This window comes from Romboutsia hominis, assembly GCF_900002575.1.
GTDB classification, from domain to species: Bacteria; Bacillota; Clostridia; order Peptostreptococcales; family Peptostreptococcaceae; genus Romboutsia_C; species Romboutsia_C hominis.
This window is the reverse complement of record NZ_LN650648.1, coordinates 1,906,669-1,931,982: the sequence shown is the minus strand read 5'-3', so window position 1 is coordinate 1,931,982 and position 25,314 is coordinate 1,906,669. Positions and strand designations below refer to the sequence as shown.

The window sequence follows — 25,314 nt, the reverse complement described above, 5'->3', positions numbered from 1 at the left end:
TATGCTAACTCATATAAATGAAAAGGGATATGCAAAAATGGTTGATGTAGGAGATAAAGAAAATACAAAAAGAACTGCAACTGCAAAAGCTAGCATATTAGTAAATAAAGAAATAATAGATAAGATATTAAATGGACAAGTTAAAAAAGGTGATGTATTATCAGTAGCACAGGTTGCAGGAATAATGGGTGCTAAAAATACACCAATGAATATTCCTATGTGTCATCAGATAAATTTAGTAGGTTGTGATTTAGATTTTAATATAGATGAAAAAGAGAATATAATAAATATATATGCAACGTGTAAATCAGTGGGAAAAACTGGTGTTGAAATGGAAGCTTTAAGTGCAGTAACAATAGCAGCACTTACAATATATGATATGTGCAAAGCTATAGATAAAAAAATGGTAATAAAGGATGTACATCTGCTAGAAAAAAGTGGTGGTAAGTCTGGAAATTTCAAATTTTAAAAAAGGATGGGGAGTATGGCTAAGATCGTATCTATAAATATAAGTGAAAAAAAAGGTGTAGTAAAAGTACCTGTAGATAAAGCTACTTTAAAAATAAATCATGGAATAGTTAATGATGCACATGCAGGAAATTGGCATAGACAAATATCGTTACTAGCAAAAGAAAGTATAGATAAAATGAGAGAAAGAGGATTTGATCATTTAAAATTTGGTGATTTTGCAGAAAATATAACAACAGAAGGAATAAATGTATACAAACTTCCTGTAGGAACTAGATTAACTCTAGGTGAATGTGAAGTAGAAGTAACTCAAATAGGTAAAAAATGCCATGGAGGATGTGAAATAAAAAGAACTACAGGTGACTGCGTTATGCCTAGAGAAGGTATATTTGTAAAAGTTATAAGTGAAGGAACTATAAATATAGGTGATGAAGTAAAAATATTAAAAGAGAGTATGGTTTAAGCCATACTCTTTTCTTCTTTATAGTTAAACTCTAACATTTTATCTTCCATTTTATTTTTTATATGGTCAGCTAATATACTAGATTTTAACTTAGTATTATCTATATGTTTGTATATAGGGTCTAAAAATTCAACCTCTATAGATTTTGAGTGAATTTTACCGATAGGTTCATAGCCATCATAAATACCTTGAGAGTTTTTTATAACTAAAGGAACTATAGGACAATTTGCCTTATAAGCTATTTTTAAAGCACCACTTCTAAAAGTTGATACTAAAGAATTAGGTTCTTTTACCCAAGTTAAATCACCCTCTGGGAATACTGCCATACTGTGTCCTAAGGTTATATTTTTAGATGCTTGTATAATACTTTTTATGCCTTCTCTATTATTTTTTCTATTTATGTATACACATTTTATAAGTTTAGTCCAATCTTTTAAAATAGGAATATTTCTCCAAATAGGCTCATCTGCTATAACACACCCGATAGGTCTATCCACACTAGAAATTAGTATAAAACTATCTAACATACTAGAATGATTTACAACAAATAAAACTGGCTCATTAGGGATTTTTTCTTTTCCTAAAATATTTACATCTATATCAACTAACTTTAGTGATTTTAGAGCATGTGATTTTAATACATCAAATTGTTCATTTGATGTATATTTATCAGGATTATTTTTATATTTAAGCAATTTAGGTAAAGTTCCTAGAAAGCCAATTAACTGATAAATTGCAAATTTTATATAATTAAACAAAACTTTCATCTCCTTAAATATTATAATTAAAGATTTTAGCATAAAATTATTATAAACTCAAAATAAAAAAATGTTCAATTAGTAATAAAAAAAGTATGTATAAAATATAGATTAAGTATAAGTTTTTATATTACATAAAAATTATATTCCCTTAAAGGATTTTAATAAACATAATTTTGGAAATATGTAATTAAAAATTTTAAGAAAATATAGTATTAAGGAGTATTTATATGGGGAAAAGTATAAAAAGAGTATATGATGAAAAGCTTTTAAGAGTAAAAGTCTTATCTCATAATGGAGATAAAATTCATATAAAATTACCCGTTAACTTTGTAAAAAAAATGATACAAAATAATGCACTAGACTTTTTTAATGATTTAGATGATATAGTCGATGGTAAAAAACTTATAAGCTTAGTTACAAGAGCATTAGATGAAAATATAAGTGGTGAAGTTGCACACCTAGAAAGAAAGAATGGAGATATTATAAAAATAATATTAGATTAACACTAAGAATTTCTTAGTGTTTTATTTTTTTATAAAAAATAATATAGCAATAAAAAGATAAATATAATAAATAAAAAAGTTAGAAATGATACTATAATTCGACAAGGATATATACGAAATAGTAAAAAGAATTAATTAAAATTAAAAATCAAACAATATTATACCCATTTTTACTAAAAATAATGAAAAAAATATAAAAAAATATAAAAAATGTAAAAAAATTCATAACAAATTTACAAATAAAGTATATAATATATATAAGAATTATTTTGAGAATAAAAACTTTAAATTATATATTGTATAAGAAATAAAAATGGGAGGTTTAAAATGTTAGATAGAAAAGTGGCAGTAGCAGTTTGTGCTACTACAGTAGGACTAGCTATGGGGACTACAGGTGCGTTTGCAGATGGAAAAACAGGAACTGTAACAGTTAGTACATTAAATATAAGAAGTGGACCTAGTACAAGTTACTCAATAGTAACAAAAGTTCATCAAGGAGATAAACTTGAAATATTAGAAAGCTCAAATGGATGGCATAAAGTAAAACTATCAAATGGAAAAATAGGATGGGGAAGTGGAAACTATATAAGTGTATCTGGATCTAGCAGTAACAATAGTTCAAACCAAGTTACAGGAAAGATGGGTACAATAACAACTGCAGCTTTAAATATAAGAAGCGGTGCATCTACATCTCACTCTATAGTAACTAAAGCTTATCAAGGAGACAAAGTAAAGATATTAGATAGCTCAAATGGATGGCATAAAGTGCAACTTTCAAATGGAAAATCAGGATGGGGTCATGGTGGATACATAAGCCTATCTGATTCAAATGCAGGTTCAGGAAATAATGCAAATAACGGTGGAGAAACTTCTACACCTGTTACAGGAAAAACAGGAACAATAACAACAGCAGCTTTAAATATAAGAAGTGGCCCAAGTACTAGCTATGGTATAATAACTAAGGTATACGAAGGAAATAAGGTAGAAATATTAGAAAAAAGTTCAAATGGATGGTACAAAGTAAAATTATCAAATGGAAAAATAGGATGGGGAAGTGGAAGCTATATAAGCTTATCTGACTCAAGTGCAGGTTCAGGAAATAATGCAAATAATGGTGGAGAAATTTCTACACCTGTTACAGGTAAAAAAGGAACAATAACAACAGCAGCTTTAAATATAAGAAGTGGCCCAAGCACTAGCTATGGCGTAATAACTAAAGCTTATCAAGGTGATAGAGTAGATATATTAGAAAGCTCAAATGGATGGTATAAAGTAAAATTATCAAATGGAAAAGTAGGATGGGGAAGTTCAAGCTATATAAGCTTATCTAACTCAAATACAGGTTCAGGAAGTAATAGTAGTTCAGACAATGGACAAACATCTCAAAGCAAAGTACAAAAGGTATTAAGCACAGCTATGGCACAACTAGGAAAGCCATATGTATGGGGAGCAGAAGGACCTAATAGCTTTGACTGTTCAGGATTAACTTACTATGTATATAAGCAAGTTGGAATAACATTACCTAGAGTTTCAACAGCTCAATATAGTGTAGGGAGATCTGTAAGTTGGAATAACTTACAACCAGGAGACTTAATGTTCTCTAGTACTGATGGAAGTGGAAGAATAACTCATGTTGGTATATATATAGGTAATGGACAAATGATACATGCTCCAAAACCAGGAGATGTAGTTCAAAAGACTAGTATAAACAATAGTTACTGGAAAAATGCTCACGTAGGAGCTAAGAGAGTTTTATAATAAATAAGGCACCATAGCAAAATTGCTATGGTGTTTTTATTTAAAGTTATAAAAAATAGTTAAATAAAGATATAATAAAGAAAAGTTAGTAATATATAGTTTTAAAGGATTGTACTAAAATGTAGTTAATTTTGGTATAATCCTTTTATAGTATAAATACTAAGGAGAAAAATATGAAATTATCAACTAAAGAATTAGTTATATGTTCTATATTTGCAAGTTTAACAGCTATACTTGCTCAAATATCAATACCAATACCTTTTACAACTGTACCACTTACTATGCAGATGTTTTCTGTTATGATTTGTGGAATATTACTTGGTCCTAGGTTAGGTTTTTTATCTCAAGTTATATATTTAAGCCTTGGACTAATAGGTATACCTGTATTTTCTCAAATGGGTGGAGGAATAGGTGTATTAGTTGGACCTACAGGAGGTTTCTTAATATCATTTCCTATAGTTTCATATATTGTTGGATATTTTTTTGAAAAATATAAAAATAATATATTACTTTTACTTTCAATGTTAATAGCACTTTTTATAAGCTATATAATAGGTACTTTTCAATTTAGCTTAATAGCAGGAGTAAGTTTTTTTAAAGGTCTACTAACTTGTGTAGTACCATTTTTAATTGTAGATTTTATAAAAGTAGGATTAGCGTATATACTTGGAAAATGTATAAGAAAAAGGATAAACTTTAAAAATATATAAACAGAGATAGTAAAATATATTAATGGGTATATAAGTGGTAAATACTTATAGGGGGAGATTTATTTGGAAAGAGTTTTAGAATTGATAGAAAGAAAATTTTTAAAAGATAGTGAGTTATTAGAATTAGAAGATAGTGAATTTGTAATAAACTTAAAATATAAACAGCCTTATAATGCACACTATAACGAGTATTTAATAACTATAAATATAAATGAAACAATAAAAGAATATAGTGTATATTTAAAACATAGATAAAAAGAGCCATTAGGCTCTTTTTATAATATAACGGCAAATATTACTTTAGTATCATTATTTGTTATATTTTCCCAACGATGTCTAGAACCAATAGGAACTTTAACGCTATCACCTTCATATAAAGTAAATTTATCTTCATCTATGTATAGGTTAGCTTCACCACTTAATATATAAGCTATCTCATATCCTTTATGTTCTATAAAATTAGTACAAGAGCTAGTGTTAGGAGATAGGTTCATTATAGCAAATTCAAAATTATCATTAATTTCTGGAGATAATACTTCATAGACTACATCATTATTTCCAGGAAGAATAACTTTTTTTCTATTATCTTTTCTGACTATTAAATTTCTTTTATCAACTTCAGACATAAAGAAAGTAAATAGTGGAACATTTAAAGCAGAGGCTATAGATTTTAATGAATTAACTGATGGATTAGCAAGCCCTCTTTCTATTTGGCTTAGTAAAGATGGTGTAACACCTGCTAGTTTAGCTAAGTCTCTTATGCTTAAATCTTGTTTTTTTCTTATTTCACAGATTTTAATACCAATATTTAAATCATTCATAATTAATCACCTTAGTTAAAATTTTTATAAAACTTAAACAATATATTTATTATAGCATAAAATGCATATTAATAAATGTTAAATAGAATTTAATTAATTAATATATAGTTGACAAAATAGTAGTAAAAACATAAAATTATATTAAACTTATTAAATAAAATTTAATTAGTTTAATATAATTTAACAGGGGGATTTGTATGCAGATAACAACTTTTGGGGCAATATTTGGACTTTTTACAGCTATAATTCTTATAATTAAGAAATTTCAACCTGTGTATAGTTTAATGTTAGGAGCTTTAGTTGGTGGATTGATTGGAGGTTGTCATTTATCACAAACTGTAGAGTATATGATAAATGGAGCAAAAGATATATCACCATCTATATTAAGAGTTTTAGCATCAGGAGTATTAGCAGGATGTTTGATAAAAACAGGATCAGTAAATAAGATATCTGAAGAAATAATTAAGTTATTAGGAACAGATAAAGCCATTTTAGGAATAGCTATATCAACTATGGTTTTAGCAGGAGTTGGGGTTAACTTAGATGTAGCTATTATAACTGTTGCACCTATAGGTATGTACATAGGAAATAAGTTATCTTATTCTAAAATATCTATACTTTTAGCTTTAGCTGGAGGAGGAAAGGCTGGAAATATAATATCACCAAATCCAAACACTTTAGCAGTATCAGAAAATTTTAATATAACTTTATTAAATGTAATGGCATCAAATATAGTGCCTGCTATATGTGGAATATTTATAACTGTAATATTAACTAAGTTGATTATAGATAAAGGTAGCAAGTTTGAACAAAGTAATATATTACAAGAAAAAAAGGAAATGCCTACTTTATTTAGATCTTTGATAGGGCCTTTAGTATCTATATGGTTATTATTTCTAGGTAATATATCTAGTGTTTCCATAGATCCATTAATAGCACTACCTTTAGGAGGAATAGTTTGTGTAATTGCAACAGGAAATATTAAAAAGTTAAATAACTATTTAGCCTATGGAGTTAGCCAAATGCAAGGAGTATGTATATTATTAATAGGAACAGGAACACTTGCAGGTATTATACAAATGTCTAATCTTCAAAATAGTACAATAACTGTACTTGAAGTATTAAGCGTACCACAATTTTTATTAGCACCAATATCTGGGATGCTAATGTCTTTAGCAACGGCATCATCAACAGCAGGAGCAACTATAGCATCATCAACTTTTAAAGAAGCTATAATAAGTTCAGGATTTTCAGCTTTAAATGGAGCAAGCATTGTAAATGCAGGTTCTAGTGCTTTTGAGCAGTTACCTCATGGATCATTATTTCATACAAGTGCAAAGAGTGTAAATATGGGTATAAAAGAGAGATTTACATTACTTCCTTATGAGATTATGGTAGGGTTTAGTATGACAGTAGTATCGACTTTAATAAATATTATGTTTTTTAAATAAATATATTAATTAAATTGTCTAAATAAAAAAGGTGAATATAAATTCACCTTTTTTATCTAAAAAATGATAATATAAATAATAGCAATATATTACATAAGTATAAAAGTAATAAAGAAATATTTTTCAATTGGTAGAAAAAATAAAAATGGGGTATAAATATCAATAAAAATTATTGATTGTATCAACTAAAAAGGAGGAATATGTATGAATGTATTAGAAATGTTTGTAAAAAATTTATGTGGAGTATTTAATAATGATAAACAAATACATAAACAAAAACAAGAAGGTAATTTAACTCACCCAAAAGCTAAGCATATAAATGGTATAGCAAATGATAAAATAATAAATTTACCAAAAGACTTTAAAGGATATTTTATAATAGAAGAAAGCTATTATGAAATGGGAGAGAGAAAAAATATATTACCTCATTTATTTTTATTTGAATTAAATGAAAATAATCAAGTAGTATTAAAATCATATGAAATACCTAATAATATATCAAAAGAAGATTTTAGAAATGATAACTTAGATTTAAAATTAGATTATAATACTCTAGAAGAATCTAACAAATTTACACCTATGGTATACTTTGAAAAAGACGGAGTATTTGAAGGAGAAAGTGTTAGTTATTTTTCAAAAGAGGTAAAATTTGTGTTAAAAGAGAGAATAGAAAAAGATACATTATATGTAAGTGAAGTTTTTTACAAAAACTCAAAAATAACATTTGGATTTATAGATCCTATCATATATAATAGAGTGAACTAGTAATTTTATAGAGGTGAAAAGGTGGAAATTGAGTTAGTAAATAAGTATAAAATGGAAATAAATAAAGATTTTAGAAAGTATGCAGAAAATGCGTTAAAAGATTATGATTTTGCTATATCAAATTTAAGATACTTACTTTTAATAGAAAGACGTAGTGGAATAAGTTTAAATGAAATAGCTATAGAACTTAATATAGATAAGGCTATGGTAACAAGAGGAATAAAAAAACTTGTAGAACTTGGCTATGTAAATAAAGAACAAGATAAAATAGATACTAGAGTATATAGGCTGACACTAAGTAAAAAAGGTGAGGAAGCTTTAGGTTCATTAAGTGGTATATTTAAAGAATGGTTTGATAAAGTAACTCATGATTTTGATGAAGAAGAAAAAGATATATATATGAAATTAATTAAAAAAGTATATGAAAATAGAGTATATAAATAATTAAAAAGTGTTAAGGTTGATAAATACCTTAACACTTTTTTTGAAAATAACTAAAGTGACTTTAGATATATAAGCTTTTGATAAAATAAAAGGTTAGAAATATTAATATAATAAATTAAATTAATTTTTGTATAAAAAGGTTGACTGCATCAATTTGCGGTAATATAATTAGAATTGTCGACAAAAAACTTACAAAAACGACAAAGGGAGATGATATTATGGAAAATACATTAGAAGCAATTGCAACTAATAGATTGTTACTAATATTTGCTGCAATTGCAATAACAGGTATTGTACTTGGAAAAGTGAGTGAAATAATAAAAGTACCTGATGTTATATTATACTTAATAGCAGGGATAATAATAGGACCAGCAGTCTTAAACCTAATTAGTATAGAATCTTTTCCTATTGAAAATAATTTAATACTTACATTTGGATCTGCATTTATATTATATGAAGGTGGTAGAGAAGTTAAATTAAAAGTACTTAACAAGGTCAAGATAAGTGTAGGAATGCTTGCAACTATTGGAGTCTTAATATCTACTGTAGTTGTAGGAGTATTTGCAGGAAAAATATTTAATATAGAAATTATGACAGCTCTTTTAATGGGAGCAGTTATAGCATCAACAGACCCAGCAGCACTTATACCAGTATTTAAACAAGTTACTATAAAAAATAAAATAAAGCAAACTGTAGTTAGTGAATCAGCATTCAATGATGCTGTAGGGGCTATAATTGTTTCAACATTACTTGGAATAATAACTAGTGGAGAATTTTCTCTTGGTAAAAGTGCAGGTGAATTATTAATATCTGCATTAGGTGGAGTTGTTGTTGGTGTGGCAGTTGGGTATATATTCTCATTATTAATATCAGATAAAAAATGGGGAATATTCCATTCATATGCACCAATAATGTCAGTACTTAAAGTTGCATTAGCTTATGAAGTAGCTACATTATTACATGGTAGTGGATATATGGCAGTATTTATAGCAGGTCTTATAGCAGGAAATAAAAAAATATTTGGACTTTGGGTACCAGAACATGACTTCCATTCAGAGCACTTATTTAGAGAGAGTGTAGGAGCATTATGTCGTATGGCGATATTTGTAGTCCTAGGAACACAAGTTGATTTAACATCACTCTCTGCTTATTGGAAGGAATCTTTAATAGTTGTATTAGTATTAATGTTTATAGCAAGACCGCTTGTAGTTTTAATATGTACAGCATTTGATAAAGAGGCTAAATGGAAATTTAAAGAAAGATTATTTATGATGTGGGTTAGAGAAACAGGAGTAATACCAGCAGCATTATCAGGGATAATAGTATCAATGAAACTTCCTGGATACGAAATAATATCTTCAGTAGTATTTATGACAATACTTGTAACTCTTATAGTTCAAGCAAGTACAACAAAACTAGTAGCTAAGAAACTAGGGGTACTAGAAGAAGTTGAAGAATTAAAACAAGTAGCATAAAAAAAGGGTAGATTGATAAAATCTATCCTTTTTTTACATTAAAGGAAATTACATTAAGCATAAAACTGTTGATGACTCATGAAAATAATATATATCAATAGGTTTGAAAATGTAAAAAATGATATTTTGAGCAACGGACAAAGTCGTTGGCGACATGAGCGAAGCGAATTTTGTTATTTTGTAATAAAAGTTTCGCAGTTAGCATTTTGTGGATTTATCTGAACAAAAGAAGCACTACATCCACCACTTATATTATATTTGCAGTTATCAGCACTGCATGAAATATTTTGAGTACTTGTTAAGGATATATTTCCACCATAATTTGACAAACTAAAAGAAGAAGAGTCTCTAAATGTATCACAATAAGTTTCAGGTGTTATGTAAGCATCATATCCTTCTACTTTTATATGAGAAGCATAGCAGCTACCAGATTTATTGAAAGCACATTCTTTTTCTAGACATAGTAAATTAGTTTCCATATTATTACCTCCTATAGCAAATTATATTTATAGTATGGCAATACTTAAAAATTTTTAATCATTTAAATAAATTTAAGAAAAGATATTTATAAAAAATAATATACAAGGCATAGTAAATACATCAAGTAAGAATGCAGCAACTAAAGGAACTATTAAAAATGCTTTTTTTGATTCACCATATATTTGACATACAGAACTCATATTAGCTAATGCATTTGGAGTAGCACCAAGCCCATGTCCTATAAGCCCACTTACCATAATAGCAGCATCTAAATTTTTACCTAAAACTTTATATACTACAAATATTGCAAATAACACTATAAAAATTGCTTGAGATACAACAATAATTATTATAGGGCCAAATAAACTAGATAGCTTAAATAAATCAATACTCATAAGTGCCATGGTCAAAAATATTCCCAAGGAAATATCACTAAGTAAATTTAAAATATCAAAATCAAGATTTAAAATTTTAAATTTATCATTAGAGTTTCTAAATATTACGGCAATAAATATGCATACACTTATAGTAGGGATTAATATATTAGTAGATGTATATATTATATTAGAAATAAGTTCACCAATATTTATACAAAGAAAAACAACTAAAATTTGTTCTAAGAATGAAGTAGAATTTAAAGTAGAAGAATTTCTAGTTAAGGATATGTTTTTTGTGTATGTTTTTATTAAAGAAGTATTAATATTATTATATTTTAGGTTATTTTTTTCTATAAGAAATTTTCCGACAGGTCCACCTAAAAGCCCTGCAAATATTAGACCAAAGGTAGCTGATGCTATTCCAACACTAGATGCATTAGCTACTCCTAGAGATTCTATAGTAAAGCCAAATGATGCAGCATATCCATGTCCACCTTCCATTGATATAGTCCCACACATAAGGCCAAGTAAGGGGTGTATACCAGTAAATTTAGCTAAAACTACTGCTAGTAGGTTTTGACAAAATGATAATATACCACAGAGTATCCAATATTTAAATAAGTCCTTGCCTCCTTTTTTTATTAATGAAAAGCTAAAAGAAAGACCAACTATAGTAAAGAAAAAAGAAATAAAAAAACTCATCAAACTAGTATCCATAGTTATAGTGCATATATTAAAGAATTTTAAAAGTAAGTTTAATATACAAAATAAAAGTCCCCCAATAACAGGAGAAGGGATACAAAATCTATCTAACACACTTACCTTTTCTTTAACAATACTACCAATTAAAAGCATAAAAATAGCTAATATTAACGTTTGTAAAATATTTAATTCTATAATAATAAAAAAACACCCCCTAAATAGTACTAATATAGCTAAAAGATAAGCCATTTATTAAAATATATTAGTACTAGCTAGGAAATATAATAAAAATTATATATTACATATTATATCAAGCAAATCATTAACGCTATCTAGTATATATTTTCCTTTATAGTAATCAAGTTTTATATCATCAAAGTTTTTTACATCTTTAACAGCTTTTGGTCTTTCTTCAAAGTATCCTATAATATTAAAATTTTTATCTAAAACCACTATAGTAGGACCTTTAAAATTTTCTTTATCAATATTTAATATAGGAGGTAAAAATTTTTTACCACGAGCCATAGTTATAACAGATATATTAAAGTTTGGATTTAAATCACAAAACTTTTTAAGTATTGTTGTATTTATTTGAAAATCAGGACACCATATTTCTCCTGAGATCAAAAAATTTAATTCTAAATCAATATTCATTATTTTTGATTCAATTTCTTTAGGTAAATTTATTCTAGCATAATTTTTCGGTATTCTAGCTCTTTCTGATTTAGTACCTTCCCCTACAGCACTTTCAAAACTTACTCCTACATCAAAAAGTTCCTTTATAGTCATTTCAATCATAACTAACCTCCCCTAGTAATAGTATATAAATATAGTATCACAACAAGTTAATATAAAAAATATATTAAACATTTAAACTAAAGATAATATAAAGTATTATAAAAACAATTTACTATAAAAACATTGTATGATATCATATATAAGTATTAATTAAATAGGCGATGGAGTTCGCCATTAAATGCGAAAGCTAATGACTCCTACTCTTTTTATAAGGGTAGGAGTCTATTTTTTTGCGAACTACAAAATAAAGGAGGAAGTTATGATTATATTAATTAGTTTGGTAATAATAGGGATATTAGCAAATATAAGTGGAAAACTAGTAGAAAAGGTAAAGCTACCATCTTTAATAGGAATGATGGTATTAGGGATGGTGATAGGTCCATCTATATTTAATTTAGTTCCAAAAGAAACACTAGAAGTATCTTCAGGTATAAAAGATATAGCATTAGTTACAGTATTATTTATAGGTGGGCTTGGGATAAATGTATCTCAAATAAAGCAAATAGGAAGACCAGCAGTACTACTTAGTATAATACCAGCAACACTAGAAGGATTTACAATAGCATTTTTGTGTACTATATTTTTAGATTTTACTTTTATACAAGGAGCTATACTTGGATTTATAATAGCAGCAGTAAGCCCTGCTGTACTTATTCCAGCTATGGTATCACTAATTGAGAGAAAGTTAGGCCAAGATAAAGCTATACCACAGATGTTACTTGTTGGAGCAAGCTGTGATGATACAGTTGCTATAACATTATTTACTACATTTTTAACACTATACACTAAAAGTTCTATAGGAGAAAGTGTATCTATATTTAATCAAATTATGATAATACCTCTTACTATAATAATAAGCTTAGTATTAAGTTTTATAATATTTAAAATAAGTAAGCTTATAATATCTAAAGTTGATAATAAAAATATAAAAGTAATAATAGCATTTTCAACATGTATAGGTATGAGATTTATAGAAAAAAACTTACATGTAGAGGTATTTAACTCACTACTTGCTGTTATGGTATACGGATTTTTAATAAGAAACTATATGAAAGACATTTCTAAAGAAATCTTAGATACAATGAATAGACTTTGGAAAATAGGAAAGCTTTATTTATTTACATTTGTGGGAATAGCTATAAATCCTACATTAGTAGGAAAATATTTTATAGTAGGAGTTATAATACTTACAATATCATTAAGTGTTCGTTCAATAGGAGTATTTATATCCTTAATAGGAACTAATTTAACAATAAAAGAAAAAGTATTTTGTATGATAGCATATCTTCCAAAAGCAACTGTTCAATCAGCAAAGGCCTCTATACCTTTAGAAATGGGAGTTGCAGGTGGTGATATTATGCAAGCTATTGCTATTTTAAGTGTACTTATAACTGCACCAATAGGAGCTATAGGTATAAATATGACTTGCGATAAAATACTTCATAAAGGTGATAATAAAGATTTTTTTGAGGACATAAATATAAAAGAAAAAAATATACAAACTATATAATAAGTCTGTATAGAAAGGAGATATTATATGGAAATTAGAAAAGCTTGGATAGAGGCTGTAGACAAAAGAATATCTAGAAGAACTTTTAGTGATAGAGAAATAAGTGATAGTGATATATTAACATTAATTAATTTGATAGATGAAATAAATAAGGAATCTTCACTTAATATACAATTTATAAAAAATGGAGATGAAGGCTTAAATGGATTTAAGGCATCTTATGGACTTATAAGTGGTGCTAAATCTTATATAGGCTTAGTTGGAAATAGTAAAAATTTAAATTATAAGCAAAAAATAGGATATTATGGAGAAATGATAGTACTTCAAGCTGTAGCTATGGGACTTTCAACATGTTGGATTGGGGGAACATATGATAAAAAAGAATGTGAAAAACATATTAAATTTAATGATAAAGAAGAGCTAGTGTGTATAATAGCTATAGGTCATTCACCTAAAGAACTTTCTATAAAAGAGAAAGTTGTAAAATCTATAAGCAAAGGAAAAAATTCTGATATTATAATAGAAAAAGATGAAGAATTACCGGATTGGGTTTTAAATGGTATAAATCTTTCTAAAAAATCTCCAAGTGCTTTAAATAAAAAAGAAATAGGATATGAACTAAAAAATAAAAAAGTAAAAGCAGTAATAAAAGAAAAAAATCATAACTATGAAGATGTGGATTTAGGAATATCAATGCTTCATTTTGAAATAGGAGCATATGAAAAAGGCTATAAGGGAAATTGGCACTTTGAAAATGGAAGTTATTTATACTATTAATAATATATGAGACGAAAATATATTGCATATAATCTGGCTATGGCTATTTTATCTATAGTTATAGCTATAATATTAATATTAGAACTTACATTAGATTTAAGTTATCAAATTAGATTAGTATTTCAAATTATAGATTTCATAGTTTGGTCAATATTTGTAATAGATTATTTTACTAGACTTTATAAAAGTAAAAATAAGAAAAAATTCTTTAAGAAAAACTTAATAGATTTAATATCTATAATACCTCTTTACTCTATATTTAAAGTCTTTAGAGCTTTAGATATACTAAAAGTAGGAAGGGTAACAAGAGTATCAGAGATAACTCGAGTTATAAGACTACTTGCTATAATAAAACGTACTAATAATGAACTATCAGAATTTATGAAAACTAATAACTTTAATTACACTATAGGTATAGCAATAATTATTGTGCTAATAAGTGCAACCGTAATGTCATCTGTTGAAAATATGAGTTTAGGAGCTGCCCTTTGGTGGAGTATAGTTACATTTACAACAGTTGGATATGGAGATGTATATCCAATAAGTACATTAGGTAAATTAACTGCATCTATACTTATGATAATGGGAATTGGTTTTATAGGTTCTGTTACATCTACACTATCAACTTACTTTATAAAAAAAGAGGTAAGAAAAAGAAAAGCAGAAATGATTAAAAAAAATAGTAAATTGATTAAAAAAAGCCTTGGAAAATCTAAAATTATTTATACTGATAATGTAATATATAGTAAAGAAAATTATAAAAATGAGTTAATAAAAGATATTGTAAAAAGGTTATCTAAGTTTGATGATTTATCTAAAGAAGAGATAAATACAATGTGTAAGGTTTTATTATCATTAAAATGATATGGTGGCTAAAAATAACCCCTCTATAAATATAGAGGGGATTAAATTAGGGTATATAATTGATGCTTAAGGGTATAAGTTTAATGTTTTTTCCAAAAAATTTATACTAACATCTTTTAAAGATGAAGCTTGCGGATTAAAATTTAACTTTCTTAAATATCTATAAAAATCTAAATCATAAACATATATGTTTTCTTCATAAACTCCTTGAAAGTATCTATAGTTTAAGAATTTAGAAAAACCTTCTATTAAGTTTTCTGAGCAAAAGTCTTTATAATTATAAGCATATTTTCCTACTTTATCATACATTTTAGTTAGCTTTTTATCATCTTTTAATTTTTCATAAGCATCTAAAAACTCATCACTATTAACAAAGTATTCAAATATTATATGAGAAAACTCATGAAGAGGAATACTTATTATATCTTTATAAGGCGTATTTTTAGGTATTGTTGATATTAATTTTTTATTGCTTTTAAATCCTTGTGATTCAATAGGATTTAAAGAATAGTAAAATGTATATGAGTAACCACTATCAATATCTAATCCTGATGAACTTTCTATAAAATTTATAATATCTACTTTTTTAGATGCTAAAAGATTATTTATATCATTAGCTTTTTTTTCATAGGTAGCTTTGTTTTTATAAAAATAAGACTTAAAATAATCTTCATAAAAAGATGTAAAAAAATTATCAAACTCCTTACAAAAAGAAGGAGATAAATTTAAATAATCATCATTTAATATAGTTTTAATTATATCTTCTAAAGATGAATTATCATCTAAGCCTATAACGGCATTAGAGTAGCTCCAAGAATCATTTGTAGTAAATATATCATAAAGAGAATTTTTCAAATCATCATCCATATCATTATAAGTATCTTTTAACCATATATAATGCTTATAAGCATCGTAAGAAGTACTTTTATATAAATCTTCATTAAACTCTTTTGGATTTTTTACATTGACATTATATAACTCATAAGCTGTTTGAATAAGAGATACTTTAAGTGTTATTCCCTTGACAACTATATCAGACTTGTAATTAGAAGAAGTTGAGTTATTAAAGCCTAAAGCAAAAAAGCTAAAAAAGGTAATTATAGGAATTAGTATTTTTTTTATTAAAATCACCACACTTTATAAGAGTATATATAAGTATTAAATTTTATATTTTAAATTCCTTTTATAACAGTTCAACAGTAAATTATTATAAATTGTGTTAAAATATACCTAAAAATATCTAAATATAAAACAAAGTAAAGATAAAGATTATAAAAGGGTAAAATTAATTATATAAATACTTTATAATTTGTAAGAAATAGTACATAAATAAGTAAAATAAATTTTAAATAGGTACACAAAAAAATACTTAAGTAGATTTTATAATTATTAAATATTTATATATAAAATATAAAAACATTATTAAAATAATTGTATTAAAAGAAAATAAATAATAAGAAAATTTAAGTTACACTAAAAAATATCAAAATTCCTCCGAATAATATAAAAAATCATATGAATATATAACATATGGAAAAAGGATACAAATGTTGATATAATTAAACATATAATATTAATAGTAGAATTTAGAAAGGGGGGGAATATGTGACTTTTATAGGCAATAGATATGAACTTTTAAACTGCGATGGGCAACTTGAATTAAATAAAATATATAAAGCAAGAGATGTATTTGACAATAAAAAAGTACTTATAAAGGTAGTTGAACATAATGAGTATATGGAAAGTAATTTTATAACTAACTTAATAGACGAAACTACTATGATAAATAACATACACTCAAAGTACATATCAAAAACCATCGATGTAGGTGTTCACTGTACAGAACTTACAACACTTTATTATATGGTAAGTGAATATTATAATGGAATAACCTTAGTAAATATGATAAATGGGAACTATTTACACCTAGAAGCTATAATAAATATAGCAACTCAGATTGTAAAAGCATTAGAAATACTTCACGAAAATAATGTGTATCATGGAAATTTAAACCCAACTAATATACTTGTAGATAAAGATTATAATATACGCTTATTAAACTTCCAAACAACAAAAGCTAATAATGGAATAAATATAAGAGCTGGGGGAGAGTTTAGATATTTATGTCCACATCAGCTATGCATAAATTTCACTGACTTAGATAGTGATTTATTTTCCTTAGGAATAATACTATTTGAATCTATATTTAAAAAGCTTCCTTTTGAAGAAGGTAAAAATGAGGAAGAAATGCTAAAAAACATAGATAAAGGTATTAATTGGAACCAAAATATAGCGATCAATGGCAATGATAAATTTATAAATATTATAAAAAAATTATTAAGTAGAAATGAAAAATATGAATATTTACAAGATATATTAATAGATTTAAGTAATGTAATGTATGAAAAAGCAGATATAATAGATACTGAGGAAATTAATGAAGATATAGAAGAAACAATAGAAAGGCCCAAAAAAATTAAAAAACGTAAAATATTATTAGCAGTATCAATGATTAGTTTAGTATTTATAACAATACTTAGTATATTATAAGACCACAAAAAGTGGTCTTTTTTATATGTTTAAATGCAAAAATAAAATTATATAAAAATTAAAATTATAAAAAATTAATTTGTAGTAAAAAAAGTAATAATAAAACAGAAAAAACGATGAAAAAGATGAACGAAACTATATTGTTGTAAAAAAAGGTAGATGATATACTTTCAAAGTGAATATAATAAAGTAGCAAATGAGGGGGCAAATAAAAATGAAACTAAGTGCACGTAACCAATTAAAAGGAATAGTAAAGGAAATAAAAATGGGCGCTATAAATGCCAAAGTAACAATAGATATAAATGGTCAAATGTTAACATCTGTTGTTACAATAGATGCTATTGAAGATCTAGGCATTAAAGTTGGAGATGAAGTAACAAGTGTTATAAAATCAAGTTCTGTTATGTTAATGGTTGATTAAGACAATTTAGATAATATGGAAGTAAATGATATAATTCAAATAATTAGCTTATCATTAATAGTAACAACAACAGCAACTATGATAGCTATGATAATTGCAATAGTATTAAGTATAGTTATATACTTAAAAAACTTTAGATTTAAAAAATATATAATAACATTTGTAAATGCACTAATGAGTACACCGCCAGTTATAATGGGGCTTTTAGTGTTTTTAATGTTATCAAGACAAGGACCTTTAGGAGAATTTAAATTATTATTTACACCTGTAGCTATGATAATAGCACAAGCTATGCTTTTGATACCTATGGCTATGAGTTTAATAATAGATTTACTAAATAAATTTGGAGGAGATATTTTAACAACGTGCAAGGTACTTCAAATAGAAGACAAAAATATACCAAAAATATTTTTAAAGGAAATAAAGTATCATCTATTAACAGTTTGTATAACTACATTTAGTAGAGGAATTTCAGAAGTTGGCGCTGTTATGTTAGTTGGTGGAAATATAAAGGGCTCAACTAGGGTTATGACAACATATATAGCACTTTCAACTTCTATGGGGGATTTTGATGAATCTTTGGTAATAGCATTTATACTATTAACAATATCCACAATATCTACAATTATTATAAAGAAATTGCAGTCGGTTATATAAGGAGTAAAGATGATAAGTATTTATGGATTAAAAAAACAAATAGAAAATCAAGGCGTATTAACTGTAGACAATATAAATTTTCAAAAAGGTAAGATATATTCCATAGTTGGACACAATGGAAGTGGGAAAAGTACATTAATAAAAATAATCTACAATATAGAAAATTTTCAAGATGGAAGTATAACTATAAATGATGAATATATAGATAATGAATGTATGAATAATAAAAATATATATAAATATTTATCATATACACCACAAGAAAGTAGATTTTTAAGTGGGAGCTTAATGGATAATTTTAATTACATATATGAATATGGTAAAGAACAATTTATAAAAGACAAATCCTATCTTTATAAATTGATAGATAAGTTTGACTTAAATAAAAAATTAAGTACCAATGTAAAAAAGTTATCTGGTGGAGAAATAGCAAAAGCTCAGTTTATAAGAAGTTTAATAATGAATAAAGAGTACAATTTGCTAGATGAACCTATGGCTAACATGGATTTAAACACTATCAAAAAGGCAGAAAAAGAGATACTTAAATTAAAAGAAGAAGGAAAAACTGTAATATTAGTAACACATGATTTTATGCAAGCAAAAAAAATAAGTGATTACATAGTATTTATGGAAAACTTAAAACATATAGACACTTATGAATCGGATGTATTTTTTAATGGGGTAATGAAATTTTAAAGATTAAGGGGAGAAAAAATGAATAAAAAAATAACCAAATTATTAATGGTAGGTATACTTAGTTTATCTATGGTAGCATGTTCATCTACAGACACAAAAGAAAGTGAAAGTCCAAAAGATATAAAATTAGTTACAACAACAAGTTTAGATGATACAGGATTTTTAGAAGAAACTTTAAAAGATTTTGAAAAAGAAAATAATGTAGATGTTAAAGTTGTAGCAAAGGGAACTGGAGAAGCTTTAGAATTAGGAAAGAGAAAAGATGCAGATGTATTATTTGTACATGCTAAGTCTAAAGAAGAAGAGTTTATAAAGGAAGGTTATGGAGATTCTAGACATGAAATAATGTATAACTACTTTGTAGTAGTAGGTCCAAAAGATGGAAAACATAATGAAAAGATAAGCAAAATGAGCGTTGAAGATGCTTTTAAATATATTAAAGAAAATAATCTAAACTTTGTATCTAGAGGAGATAAATCAGGAACACATACAAAAGAATTATCTATATGGGAAAATATAGGACAAGAAAATTCATTTGAGAACTACAAAGAAGTAGGTAAGGGTATGGCATCTACTTTACAAACTGCTAGTGAAATGGGTGCATATACATTAACAGATATAGGAACTTACTTAGCAACTAAGGAAAATTTAGATTTAAGTTTAGTAAAAGATGCTGATGAAAGTTTAAAAAATGTATATAGTATAGTTACAATAAATGGGTTAGAAGAAAATATGAAAGAAATAACAGATAAATTAGTTGATTATTATAAGTCAGAAGATGTACAAAAATCTATAAAAGAGTATGGAAAAGATAAATATGGAAAGTCATTATTTTATACTTTTAAATAGATAAAAATAAAGCTATCTAAAATAGGTTTTAAACTATAAAATAGTTAATATTACCTAAGTTTTAGGTAGCTTTTAATTTATTATAAATAAAAATTTTTTATTAAGTAGACCTTTTTAAAATTCTAAAAATGTAACTTATTTGTAAATAATTTCCTAAAAATAGTTTACAAATGGATAATAGTTAGCTACTATATAAATATAAAGTTACAAAATAGTTACAAATTAATTTTATAAATGGGGGAATGCTTCTATGAAAAATAAAAAGATAATATTGGGTTTTCTATTTAGTATATGTATATTTGCACTAGGAATGACTAATACATTTGCAGATACACTAGGAGTAGTAACAACTTCAAGATTAAATGTAAGAAGTGGTCCATCAACAAAATATAGGGTAGTTGATAAAGTAGTAAGAAATGAAAAAGTAACAATACTTCAAAACAGCAATGGGTGGTATAAAGTAAAATTACATGATGGAAAAATAGGGTGGTCAAGTACTCGTTATATAAAAGCAAATCAAAATCAATCAAACAATAATCAAAACAACAACTCATCAACAGGAACAACAAGCAAAAAAATGAATGTTGTAGCAACTGCTTATACAGGGTATGGAATAACATCAACAGGTCAAAAACCAGTATGGGGAACAATAGCAGTTGATCCTAAAGTAATACCATATGGAACAAAAGTATATATACCTTATTTTAATAAAACATTTATAGCAAATAATTGTGGTGGAGCTATAAAAGGAAATAAAATAGATATATATATGAATAGTAAAAGTGAATGTTATAACTGGGGAAGAAGAACAATTGAAATTCAAATACTAGGAAAATAAATACTACAAAAAAGCAAACAGAAAATTTTTAGTTTTCTGTTTGATTTTTTTTTGAAAAATTTATTATGTAAAATAATAACTGATATATTATTTTCAAAATAGGAAAAAAATAATATAGACTTATTAATCAATATAAGAAGGTGAAGTTATTGAAAAAAGGAGTAAAAAAATTAATTGTAAGTATTGTCATCTGTGCATTTTTAACTCCTACTTTTAGTTATTCTGATGACAACAATAGAGTAGATAAGTTTTCAAAATCATCAATACTTATAGACCAGTTAACTGGAAGAGTATTGTATGAAAAAGAAGCAGATGCTAAAAGACCACTAGCAAGTTTAAGTAAGATGATGACCTTTTTACTAGCTATAGAAGCTATAGAAGAAGGAAAGGTTAAAAAAGATGATATTATAACTGTAGACAAATCTATAGCTAAAGTAAGAGGATCTAGTTATCATTTAAAAGAAGGTGAAAAAATACCTTTAATTGAACTTATGAAAGGTCTAATGATAGTATCAGGAAATGATGCAGCAGTGGCAATAGCAAAACATATAAAAGGAAGTGAAGAGGAATTTGTAAAGTCTATGAATGAAAAGTGTATAGAATTAGGTATGACAAATACTCACTTTGTAAATCCACATGGACTTCCTATATATGATCTTAATGATAAAACAAAGCCACCAAAAGAAAATATATCAAGCGCAAGAGACATTGCAAAGCTTGGAAAGTTTATGTTTGATAATTATGAAAAACAAGTTGTAAGTATAACTAATATGAGAACATATAGTTATCCAGAAAGAGATTTTTGTAAAAATAACACAAACTCAGCATTAATGAGTACATCACCAAATGTAGATGGAATTAAAACAGGATATACAGGAAATGCTGGATATTGTTTATCTTTTTCTATGATGGTAAAAGAAGATAACAATAATGAAAAAGAGCATAGACTAATAGGAGTAACACTAGGTGCAAATCATAAGCAAAAAAGATTATCAGCAGCTCTTAGTATGCTAAACTATGGAAAAGAAAATTTTAGCACCAAAAAGGTAATGGACAAAAATAAATTAATAGGTAAAAAGTATATAAAAGGTATAGATGAACTAGAAATTAAATTAGTAACAAACAAAGAATTATATACAATATTATCTAAAGAAGAAAAGCTAAAATCTCAAATAACTTTTAAAGAAATAAAATACCCAGTTAAAAAGGGAGATGTATTAGGGGTTATAAAATATTTTACAGATAGTGGTGAAGTATTAGGTAGTGTAAATATAGTAAGTGATAATGATATAGATAAAGTAAGCTTTAAAAATAGAATAAAGATGATATTTGCTGACTAATAAAATGTATAGAATATATAAAAATAAAGAATAATTTATAATAGAAGAAATAGAAATTTTCAAACAAAAACAAATGAAAAAAATAAACATAAAATCAATCATAAAATATATTGTATTTTAAAATTTGATATGATATACTACTAAAGGTAAAAAAATAAAATCACACACGGCAATGGGATCCTAAAAAGGTGCCTAATAGGTTTTTTTGGGAGTTGATCATGCCGGAGGTTAAAAACCAGGAGGAAAAAAATGTCAGTAATATCAATGAAACAATTACTTGAAGCTGGTGTTCACTTCGGACATCAAACAAGAAGATGGAACCCTAAAATGTCTAAATTTATATTCACAGAAAGAAACGGAATATATATAATAGACTTACAAAAAACTGTAAAGAAAGCTGAAGAAGCTTACAAAGCTATGAAAGAAATAGCTGAAAGCGGAAAGCCAGTTTTATTCGTAGGAACTAAGAAGCAAGCTCAAGATGCTATAAAAGAAGAAGCTGAAAGATGTGGAATGTTCTACGTTAACGAAAGATGGTTAGGTGGAATGTTAACAAACCACAAAACTATACAAACAAGAATAAACAAATTAAGAGAATTAGAAAAAATGGAAAACGAAGGTGTATTCGACGTTTTACCTAAAAAAGAAGTTATAAAATTAAGAGCTGAAAAAGAAAAGCTTGAAAAATACTTAAACGGTATGAAAGATATGCCTGAATTACCAGGAGCTATGTTCGTAGTAGACCCAAGAAAAGAAAACATAGCTATACAAGAAGCTCACAGATTAGGAATTCCAGTATTCGGTATAGTAGATACTAACTGTGATCCAGATGAATTAGATTACGCTATACCTGGTAACGATGATGCTATAAGAGCAGTTAAATTAATAACTGGAGCTATGGCTAACGCTATAATAGAAGGTAGACAAGGTGCTGAAGAAGAAGTAGAAGAAGAAGCACAAGATCAAGAATAATCTAAATCTAATCTACAAAATTAAAAGGTAAGGGTCACCCTTACCTTTACTAGTATATAGGAGGAACTCAAAATGGCTATAACTGCACAAATGGTTAAAGAATTAAGAGAATCTACAGGCGCAGGAATGATGGACTGTAAAAAAGCTTTACAAGAAGCTGAAGGAAATATGGAAAGAGCTATAGATATACTAAGAGAAAAAGGTTTATCTAAAGCTGCTAAGAAAGCTGATAGAATAGCTGCTGAAGGTTTAGTTGCTATAGAAATAAATGAAGATAACACTGTTGCTTCAATAGTAGAAGTAAACTCAGAAACTGACTTCGTTGCTAAAAACGAAGATTTCAAAACTTTCGTTAAAGATGTTGCTTTAATGGCTTTAGCTACAGAAAACACAGAAGTTGCTGAATTATTAGCTGAAAATCATGCTGAAGGTGTACTTTCTGAAGTATTAAACAACAGAATAGCTACAATAGGAGAAAAATTAGACGTAAGAAGATTCGCTAAGATATCTACTAACGGACAAGTTGCTGGATACATCCACGGTGGAGGAAAAATAGGTGTTTTAGTTGAAATGATAACTCCATGCAGAGATGCAGAAGTTATAGCAATGGGAAGAGATATAGCAATGCAAGCTGCTGCTATGAACCCAAAATACGTTTCAAGAGATGACGTAGATCCAGAATACATAGCACATGAAACAGAAATATTAACTCAACAAGCTTTAAACGAAGGAAAGCCAGCTAACATAGTTGAGAAGATGATAAAAGGAAGACTTGAAAAGCAATTAAAAGAAGTTTGCTTATTAGAGCAACCTTTCGTTAAAAACGGAGATTTAACTATAAAGCAATTAGTTGCTGAAACTGCTAAGAAGTTAGGAACTGAAATAGCTTTAGGAAACGTAGTTAGATTCGAAGTTGGAGAAGGTATAGAGAAGAAAGAAGAAAACTTTGCAGAAGAAGTTGCTAAGCAACTTAAGTAATGACCAAAGGAGAACACTTAAGTGTTCTCCTTTTTTTAAGGAAAAGACATTATATTAAGCTAAAAGCTTTATATAATGTTAAAAAATACAAAAACAATAGCAAAATAAGATAAATGTAAATTTAGGGAGGATTTTCTAATGATCGAGCCAAAATACAAAAGAGTACTACTAAAGCTTAGTGGAGAAGCATTATCTGGTGATAGAGGATTTGGAATAAATAACGATATAGTAAATGATATAGCACTTGCTATAAAGAAAATAAGAGAAATAGGTGTAGAGGTATCTGTAGTTGTAGGTGGAGGAAACTTCTGGAGAGGAAGAACTTCTGAAGGAATGGATAGAACTACTGCAGATTACATAGGAATGTTAGCTACAGTTATGAACTCTATGGCACTTCAAGATGCACTAGAAAATATGGATGTACAAACTAGAGTACAAACTGCTATAGAAATGAGACAAATAGCAGAACCATATATAAGAAGAAAAGCTGTTAGACACTTAGAAAAAGAAAGAGTAGTAATATTTGGTGCAGGAACTGGAAATCCATATTTCTCAACTGACACAGCAGCAGCACTTAGAGCAGCAGAAATGGAAGCTGAAGTAATATTACTTGCTAAAAATGTTGATGCAGTATATGATAAAGATCCAAAGGTTCATGCTGATGCAGTTAAATTTGATGAATTAACTTACTTAGATGTACTTCAAAAAGAATTAAAAGTAATGGACTCAACTGCTACATCTTTATGTATGGATAATCAAATACCTATAAAAGTATTTGAATTATCAACAGAAAACATAATGAAGGCAGTTATGGGAGAAAATATAGGTACAACAGTAAAATAGAAACTAAAATTATAGCTAAAGTATTTTATATAATGTAAAATTA

Annotated in this window: 29 protein-coding genes and 1 riboswitch; of the genes, 23 read left to right on the top strand and 6 right to left on the bottom strand. The window is 26.8% G+C overall.

The window, feature by feature from the left end:
• Nucleotide 1: 1 nt before the first annotated feature.
• Both moaC and FRIFI_RS15020 read left to right on the top strand, forming a co-directional pair.
• Nucleotides 2-469, top strand: coding sequence for a cyclic pyranopterin monophosphate synthase MoaC (moaC, locus tag FRIFI_RS15025; protein ID WP_176579610.1), 468 nt, complete (start codon nucleotides 2-4; stop codon nucleotides 467-469).
• Nucleotides 470-484: 15 nt separating this feature from the next.
• Entirely contained in the window at nucleotides 485-931 is a 447-nt protein-coding gene (locus tag FRIFI_RS15020; protein WP_176579609.1) for an MOSC domain-containing protein, read from the top strand.
• On the opposite strand, the gene FRIFI_RS09370 is transcribed toward FRIFI_RS15020, so the two are convergent.
• Nucleotides 928-1,689 (bottom strand): lysophospholipid acyltransferase family protein, encoded by a 762-nt coding sequence (locus FRIFI_RS09370; RefSeq protein WP_166505711.1) that lies wholly within the window; start codon nucleotides 1,687-1,689, stop codon nucleotides 928-930. The two genes, FRIFI_RS15020 and FRIFI_RS09370, sit on opposite strands and share 4 nt — an antisense overlap.
• 230 nt (nucleotides 1,690-1,919) lie before the next feature.
• Here FRIFI_RS09370 and FRIFI_RS09365 point away from each other — a divergent pair, with 230 nt between their 5' ends.
• The 4 genes from FRIFI_RS09365 to FRIFI_RS09350 all read left to right on the top strand — a co-directional run bounded on the left by FRIFI_RS09365 (nucleotide 1,920) and on the right by FRIFI_RS09350 (nucleotide 4,918).
• Nucleotides 1,920-2,195 carry a hypothetical protein gene (locus tag FRIFI_RS09365; protein ID WP_166505710.1) on the top strand — a complete coding sequence of 92 codons (276 nt, stop codon included), beginning with the start codon at nucleotides 1,920-1,922 and terminating at the stop codon, nucleotides 2,193-2,195.
• 327 nt (nucleotides 2,196-2,522) lie between these two features.
• Entirely contained in the window at nucleotides 2,523-3,953 is a 1,431-nt protein-coding gene (locus FRIFI_RS09360) for an SH3 domain-containing protein (protein ID WP_166505709.1), read from the top strand.
• A 173-nt stretch (nucleotides 3,954-4,126) separates the two neighbouring features.
• A complete protein-coding gene (locus FRIFI_RS09355) occupies nucleotides 4,127-4,663 on the top strand; it encodes a biotin transporter BioY (RefSeq protein WP_166505708.1) in 537 nt (178 codons plus the stop codon).
• A 63-nt stretch (nucleotides 4,664-4,726) separates the two neighbouring features.
• Entirely contained in the window at nucleotides 4,727-4,918 is a 192-nt protein-coding gene (locus tag FRIFI_RS09350; protein ID WP_092925024.1) for a hypothetical protein, read from the top strand.
• A 20-nt stretch (nucleotides 4,919-4,938) separates the two neighbouring features.
• Here FRIFI_RS09350 and FRIFI_RS09345 read toward each other — a convergent pair whose 3' ends face one another.
• Nucleotides 4,939-5,484 (bottom strand): helix-turn-helix domain-containing protein, encoded by a 546-nt coding sequence (locus FRIFI_RS09345; RefSeq protein ID WP_092925026.1) that lies wholly within the window; start codon nucleotides 5,482-5,484, stop codon nucleotides 4,939-4,941.
• A gap of 197 nt (nucleotides 5,485-5,681) precedes the next feature.
• Here FRIFI_RS09345 and FRIFI_RS09340 point away from each other — a divergent pair, with 197 nt between their 5' ends.
• The 4 genes from FRIFI_RS09340 to FRIFI_RS09325 all read left to right on the top strand — a co-directional run bounded on the left by FRIFI_RS09340 (nucleotide 5,682) and on the right by FRIFI_RS09325 (nucleotide 9,619).
• Nucleotides 5,682-6,935, top strand: a complete 1,254-nt coding sequence (locus tag FRIFI_RS09340) for a GntP family permease (RefSeq protein WP_176579608.1) — start codon at nucleotides 5,682-5,684, stop codon at nucleotides 6,933-6,935.
• Nucleotides 6,936-7,139: 204 nt separating this feature from the next.
• Nucleotides 7,140-7,700, top strand: a complete 561-nt coding sequence (locus FRIFI_RS09335; RefSeq protein ID WP_092925030.1) for a hypothetical protein — start codon at nucleotides 7,140-7,142, stop codon at nucleotides 7,698-7,700.
• Between the two features lie 21 nt (nucleotides 7,701-7,721).
• Nucleotides 7,722-8,144 carry a MarR family winged helix-turn-helix transcriptional regulator gene (locus FRIFI_RS09330; RefSeq protein WP_092925032.1) on the top strand — a complete coding sequence of 141 codons (423 nt, stop codon included), beginning with the start codon at nucleotides 7,722-7,724 and terminating at the stop codon, nucleotides 8,142-8,144.
• A 218-nt stretch (nucleotides 8,145-8,362) separates the two neighbouring features.
• A complete protein-coding gene (locus FRIFI_RS09325) occupies nucleotides 8,363-9,619 on the top strand; it encodes a cation:proton antiporter (protein WP_166505707.1) in 1,257 nt (418 codons plus the stop codon).
• A 173-nt stretch (nucleotides 9,620-9,792) separates the two neighbouring features.
• Here FRIFI_RS09325 and FRIFI_RS09320 read toward each other — a convergent pair whose 3' ends face one another.
• The 3 genes from FRIFI_RS09320 to FRIFI_RS09310 form a co-directional block, all read right to left on the bottom strand.
• Nucleotides 9,793-10,098, bottom strand: coding sequence for a DUF1540 domain-containing protein (locus FRIFI_RS09320; RefSeq protein WP_166505706.1), 306 nt, complete (start codon nucleotides 10,096-10,098; stop codon nucleotides 9,793-9,795).
• Nucleotides 10,099-10,170: 72 nt separating this feature from the next.
• Complete coding sequence (gltS, locus tag FRIFI_RS09315) at nucleotides 10,171-11,427, bottom strand: sodium/glutamate symporter (RefSeq protein ID WP_166505705.1); 1,257 nt, start codon at nucleotides 11,425-11,427, stop codon at nucleotides 10,171-10,173.
• Between the two features lie 42 nt (nucleotides 11,428-11,469).
• The gene (locus FRIFI_RS09310) at nucleotides 11,470-11,976 is read right to left on the bottom strand and encodes a thioredoxin family protein (protein WP_166505704.1); all 507 of its coding nucleotides are present in this window, start codon (nucleotides 11,974-11,976) and stop codon (nucleotides 11,470-11,472) included.
• Between the two features lie 148 nt (nucleotides 11,977-12,124).
• Nucleotides 12,125-12,183, top strand: a riboswitch (Fluoride riboswitch).
• Nucleotides 12,184-12,235: 52 nt separating this feature from the next.
• On the opposite strand from FRIFI_RS09310, the gene FRIFI_RS09305 reads away from it, so the two are divergent.
• The 3 genes from FRIFI_RS09305 to FRIFI_RS09295 are packed head-to-tail and all read left to right on the top strand — an operon-like array spanning nucleotide 12,236 to nucleotide 15,127.
• A complete protein-coding gene (locus FRIFI_RS09305; RefSeq protein ID WP_166505703.1) occupies nucleotides 12,236-13,486 on the top strand; it encodes a cation:proton antiporter in 1,251 nt (416 codons plus the stop codon).
• A gap of 27 nt (nucleotides 13,487-13,513) precedes the next feature.
• Nucleotides 13,514-14,263, top strand: a complete 750-nt coding sequence (locus tag FRIFI_RS09300) for a nitroreductase family protein (protein ID WP_166505702.1) — start codon at nucleotides 13,514-13,516, stop codon at nucleotides 14,261-14,263.
• A 6-nt stretch (nucleotides 14,264-14,269) separates the two neighbouring features.
• Nucleotides 14,270-15,127, top strand: a complete 858-nt coding sequence (locus FRIFI_RS09295; protein WP_092925044.1) for a potassium channel family protein — start codon at nucleotides 14,270-14,272, stop codon at nucleotides 15,125-15,127.
• A 66-nt stretch (nucleotides 15,128-15,193) separates the two neighbouring features.
• Here the strand turns inward: FRIFI_RS09295 and FRIFI_RS09290 are convergent, their stop codons facing one another.
• Nucleotides 15,194-16,258, bottom strand: a complete 1,065-nt coding sequence (locus FRIFI_RS09290; protein ID WP_166505701.1) for a hypothetical protein — start codon at nucleotides 16,256-16,258, stop codon at nucleotides 15,194-15,196.
• A gap of 474 nt (nucleotides 16,259-16,732) precedes the next feature.
• Between FRIFI_RS09290 and FRIFI_RS09285 the strand changes: the two genes are divergently transcribed.
• The 10 genes from FRIFI_RS09285 to pyrH all read left to right on the top strand — a co-directional run bounded on the left by FRIFI_RS09285 (nucleotide 16,733) and on the right by pyrH (nucleotide 25,271).
• Nucleotides 16,733-17,677 carry a protein kinase domain-containing protein gene (locus FRIFI_RS09285; RefSeq protein WP_092925048.1) on the top strand — a complete coding sequence of 315 codons (945 nt, stop codon included), beginning with the start codon at nucleotides 16,733-16,735 and terminating at the stop codon, nucleotides 17,675-17,677.
• Nucleotides 17,678-17,891: 214 nt separating this feature from the next.
• Nucleotides 17,892-18,098, top strand: a complete 207-nt coding sequence (locus tag FRIFI_RS09280) for a TOBE domain-containing protein (protein ID WP_092925050.1) — start codon at nucleotides 17,892-17,894, stop codon at nucleotides 18,096-18,098.
• A 15-nt stretch (nucleotides 18,099-18,113) separates the two neighbouring features.
• Entirely contained in the window at nucleotides 18,114-18,755 is a 642-nt protein-coding gene (locus tag FRIFI_RS09275; protein ID WP_092925052.1) for an ABC transporter permease, read from the top strand.
• A gap of 9 nt (nucleotides 18,756-18,764) precedes the next feature.
• Nucleotides 18,765-19,451: an ATP-binding cassette domain-containing protein gene (locus tag FRIFI_RS09270; RefSeq protein ID WP_166505700.1), complete on the top strand. Its 687-nt coding sequence runs from the start codon at nucleotides 18,765-18,767 to the stop codon at nucleotides 19,449-19,451.
• 18 nt (nucleotides 19,452-19,469) lie between these two features.
• Nucleotides 19,470-20,300: an ABC transporter substrate-binding protein gene (locus FRIFI_RS09265; RefSeq protein ID WP_240275692.1), complete on the top strand. Its 831-nt coding sequence runs from the start codon at nucleotides 19,470-19,472 to the stop codon at nucleotides 20,298-20,300.
• Nucleotides 20,301-20,550: 250 nt separating this feature from the next.
• The gene (locus FRIFI_RS09260; RefSeq protein ID WP_166505699.1) at nucleotides 20,551-21,138 is read left to right on the top strand and encodes a 3D domain-containing protein; all 588 of its coding nucleotides are present in this window, start codon (nucleotides 20,551-20,553) and stop codon (nucleotides 21,136-21,138) included.
• A gap of 140 nt (nucleotides 21,139-21,278) precedes the next feature.
• On the top strand, nucleotides 21,279-22,478 hold the full coding sequence (locus FRIFI_RS09255; protein WP_242977243.1) for a D-alanyl-D-alanine carboxypeptidase family protein: 1,200 nt from the start codon (nucleotides 21,279-21,281) through the stop codon (nucleotides 22,476-22,478).
• 249 nt (nucleotides 22,479-22,727) lie between these two features.
• Nucleotides 22,728-23,450, top strand: coding sequence for a 30S ribosomal protein S2 (gene rpsB / locus FRIFI_RS09250; protein ID WP_092925060.1), 723 nt, complete (start codon nucleotides 22,728-22,730; stop codon nucleotides 23,448-23,450).
• A gap of 72 nt (nucleotides 23,451-23,522) precedes the next feature.
• Nucleotides 23,523-24,428, top strand: coding sequence for a translation elongation factor Ts (tsf, locus tag FRIFI_RS09245; RefSeq protein WP_092925062.1), 906 nt, complete (start codon nucleotides 23,523-23,525; stop codon nucleotides 24,426-24,428).
• Nucleotides 24,429-24,566: 138 nt separating this feature from the next.
• Nucleotides 24,567-25,271, top strand: a complete 705-nt coding sequence (gene pyrH, locus FRIFI_RS09240) for a UMP kinase (RefSeq protein WP_092925064.1) — start codon at nucleotides 24,567-24,569, stop codon at nucleotides 25,269-25,271.
• The last annotated feature ends 43 nt before the right edge of the window (nucleotides 25,272-25,314 follow it).